Source organism: Actinoalloteichus spitiensis RMV-1378, from assembly GCF_000239155.1.
GTDB lineage: Bacteria > Actinomycetota > Actinomycetes > Mycobacteriales > Pseudonocardiaceae > Actinoalloteichus_B > Actinoalloteichus_B spitiensis.
In genome coordinates this window covers 1-2,958 of sequence record NZ_AGVX02000423.1, presented here as the reverse complement: position 1 = coordinate 2,958, position 2,958 = coordinate 1, and the positions used below count along the sequence as shown (strand labels likewise).

Below are 2,958 nucleotides of genomic sequence, written 5' to 3'. Positions count from 1 at the left end.
AAGCGGCTGGGGGCGCCCCCGCCCCACCGCCATCCCTTCCCGCCGGTCGCGGGGAGGGGTTCCCGGACCAGCCCACGCCCCGGGGAGCGCACGGTGACGCGGGGGCCGCCCACCAGGTTCCGCACCCCTCGGCCACGCCGCCCGGCGGCCAGGCCTGGCCGACCGCGCAGGCACCCCGCCCGGGCTGGGGGCCTACCTCCCCCTCACCGGGGGCTCCTACCGGTTTCGCGTTCGGGCCGGCCGGCCCCCCGGGGGCCTGGCCGGCGCCGGTGGCCCCCCGGCGGGCCGGTGTCGTGGTGCCGTGGGCACTGGCCGGGACGGTGCTCGCGGTCGTCCTCTCCCTCGTCGTCTTCCTCCTGGTCCGAGGTGAACGGTTGAACCAGGCCCGGGCGGACGACCCCTTCGCCGGAACCTCCGCGGAGCACTGGCGGACGGGAACCGAGGGCATCGACGTGCCCCCACCGACGGCCTTCGCCGGCTACACGGCGGACGAGGTCCGCGAGGCGACGTCGGCGGCCCTGTCGGCGGTGCGCGCCTCCCGGCTTTCCGACGCCGCCCTACTGCGGCACGACCCGAACGAACTGCTGGGCCTGCTCGCCCCCTACTCCCGGGAGGCGGTGCGCTCGGAGATCGACGCCTACGGCCCCAGCGGCTACATCACCATGCTGGCCTCGGGGAGAACGCTGGCCGCCGAGCCCCGGATGAGCGGTTCGCTGGAGGTGTCCCTGCATCCGGACAGCTCGCTGCTGGTCGAGCTGAACTACACGACCGCCTACCCCTTCGACCCCGAAGGGACGTCCTCGCGAGACGGCGTCGTCTACGAACGCTGGGTCGAGGCCTACTCCTACGCGATCGGCGACGGGTGGGAGACCGGTGCGCGCGGCCTGTGGGTGGAGTTCGGCGGCGAGGTCGGGCACCGGGCCGTCGACTGCGACATCGCCACCGGGGTCATCGGGCCGGGCTCCGACGAGGTGGCCTGCGTGGCGGAGGCGCTCGAACCCGCCTGACCGGCCCGCCGGGGCGGGGCCGGTGACCGGTGTCCCTGCCCCTGGTCGGCGCGCGACCGCCGCCGAACACGTCCCAGCACGCCACCGTGCACCCCGAACCCGACCGCGAGGAACGGCGACATGTCCGACCAGACGAACCAGGCCCGCCCCGAGGACGACAGCCCCGGACCCGCATCCCGACCAGGTACGCACGGCCCGACGCCCTTCCCGGGGCCAGCCCCTCGGAACGAACGGCGACGCGCCGGCCCCACACCGCTCCGGCGGGTGCTCCTCGTCGCCGGTTCGCTGGCCCTCATCGCCGGAGCGGTCGTCGTGGTGCGCCAGACCGGTCTGGTCGACGACGCGCCCACCGCGCTCCCGGCCCCCGAAACCGGTACCGCTCCCCCGGTACAGCGCCCGGCCGGGCACGGGGATCAGGTCCCGGACGGCGGGGTGTCGGGTGGCCACGGGTTCACGGGCACCGTGGCAGCCGAGTGGGCGGAGGGCATCGACGGCATCGACCGGACCGTGGCGACGCCGGTGGAGGGGCACACCCGCGCCCAGGTCGCCGAAGCCGTCGACCTCGCGTTGCGGGCCGTCGAGGCGACCCGGCTCGACCCCGAGGCGATCGAGGAACACGCAGCCGATCCACTGCTCGACCTGTTGGGACCGGACGCCAGGGCCGACACCGAGGAGCGCATCAGGACGTTGGGCCTGGACGCCTTCGTCACCATGATCTCGCCGGAGCACCCGCTCGCCGACGAACCGCCGCGGATGGACGGCCGCGTCTACGTCACCGCCGAGGAGGAGGGCCTCCTCGTGCTGGAGGTCAGCTACCTGGCGGGGTACCTGTTCGAGTCGCATCCCGCCGTGGTGTTCCAACGGCAGACGGACGAGTTCCTCTACTACTCGGGCGAGGAGTGGTTGGAGTCGAGCTGGGGTCTCTGGGCCGGCGGCAGCGACGGACTGGTCTACGGGATGGACTGCGACCTGATGGACGAAGGTCTACTGGCACCCGCCACCACGCCGGACCAGAACACGGCCGGGCGGGGCGGGGTCGACGAGCAGGCGATCTTCGACCTCGACAGCGAACTGCCGGGAAGCACCTGCTAGCACTCCCCTCCCCACCAGCTCCCAGCTCCCAGCCCCCGCCCACGTGAGGGGATGACGTACCGAGTACCGGACGAGGACGTCGACGGCACCACCACCGAGGTGAGGGACTGAAGGGACGTTCGCGGAAATCCCCGGCGTGCCCACCTCGTGCGGGGCGACGCGGCGGGTGGAACAAGGCCGCGCCACCCAAACGCCGCGACTGCTCACCCAAGGGAACGCATTCGACTGCCCGGCTGCGCCTGGCCCTCACGCGCCGCCCGGTAGGCACACCGCCGGGTTCTCGCGGAACTCGGCGGCGGAATCTCGAGGTCCCACGTCGAGGCGGGTGACGCCCTGCCACACGACCTGGTCATGGGCGTGAGGTCGGGTTCACGCTCCGGCCCGTTCTCGCGAGTTGGTGCGGGTGATCGCCCCCGTGCTGACCTCGTGCTGACTCTGACGCGGCGCCCTTCCACGTGGAAGTGGCCATTTTCCCCACCCCAACGGTCACCCGTTGCTACTGTTCGTCACGGTGTGCAACGGGGGTGTGGGGAGGGTGGCTGGTGTCCGTCGCCGACGTCGTGGCTCAGGCACGGGCGGCCCTGGTGGAGGTCGAGGAGGCTCAGCGCGGCCTGGTGGTGGCACTCGACAGGGCGGAACGCGGGTGTCAGCTCTCCGCCCAACTCCTCTTAGCTTCGGCGAACCACGACGTGGTGTGGGTGGTGAAGTCGGCCGCCGACGCGGCGGAGCCGTTGAAGCAGGCGTACGCGGCGTTCGGACGGTCCGCTGACCTGATCCGCCGCTACCTCGACGGCATCGCCGGAAACGGCGGCTCGGGGACAGCACCTCCCCCGCCCGCTCCTACGGCTGCCGGGCCACC

Annotated in this window: 3 protein-coding genes; all 3 read left to right on the top strand. The window is 73.1% G+C overall.

Annotated elements, in window-relative coordinates:
* The first annotated feature begins 296 nt into the window (after nt 1–296).
* On the top strand, nt 297–1,007 hold the full coding sequence (locus ACTIDRAF_RS0218260) for a hypothetical protein (RefSeq protein ID WP_157163124.1): 711 nt from the start codon (nt 297–299) through the stop codon (nt 1,005–1,007).
* Nucleotides 1,008–1,127: 120 nt separating this feature from the next.
* A complete protein-coding gene (locus ACTIDRAF_RS0218255; RefSeq protein ID WP_157163123.1) occupies nt 1,128–2,099 on the top strand; it encodes a hypothetical protein in 972 nt (323 codons plus the stop codon).
* A 542-nt stretch (nt 2,100–2,641) separates the two neighbouring features.
* On the top strand, nt 2,642–2,958 hold a 317-nt coding region (locus ACTIDRAF_RS29650; protein ID WP_039788033.1), incomplete at its 3' end, for a hypothetical protein.

Excerpts from the sequence above, each read along its gene's own strand:
- ACTIDRAF_RS0218255 (WP_157163123.1), top strand. The coding sequence starts at position 1,128 with ATGTCCGACCAGACGAACCAGGCCCGCCCCGAGGACGACAGCCCCGGA.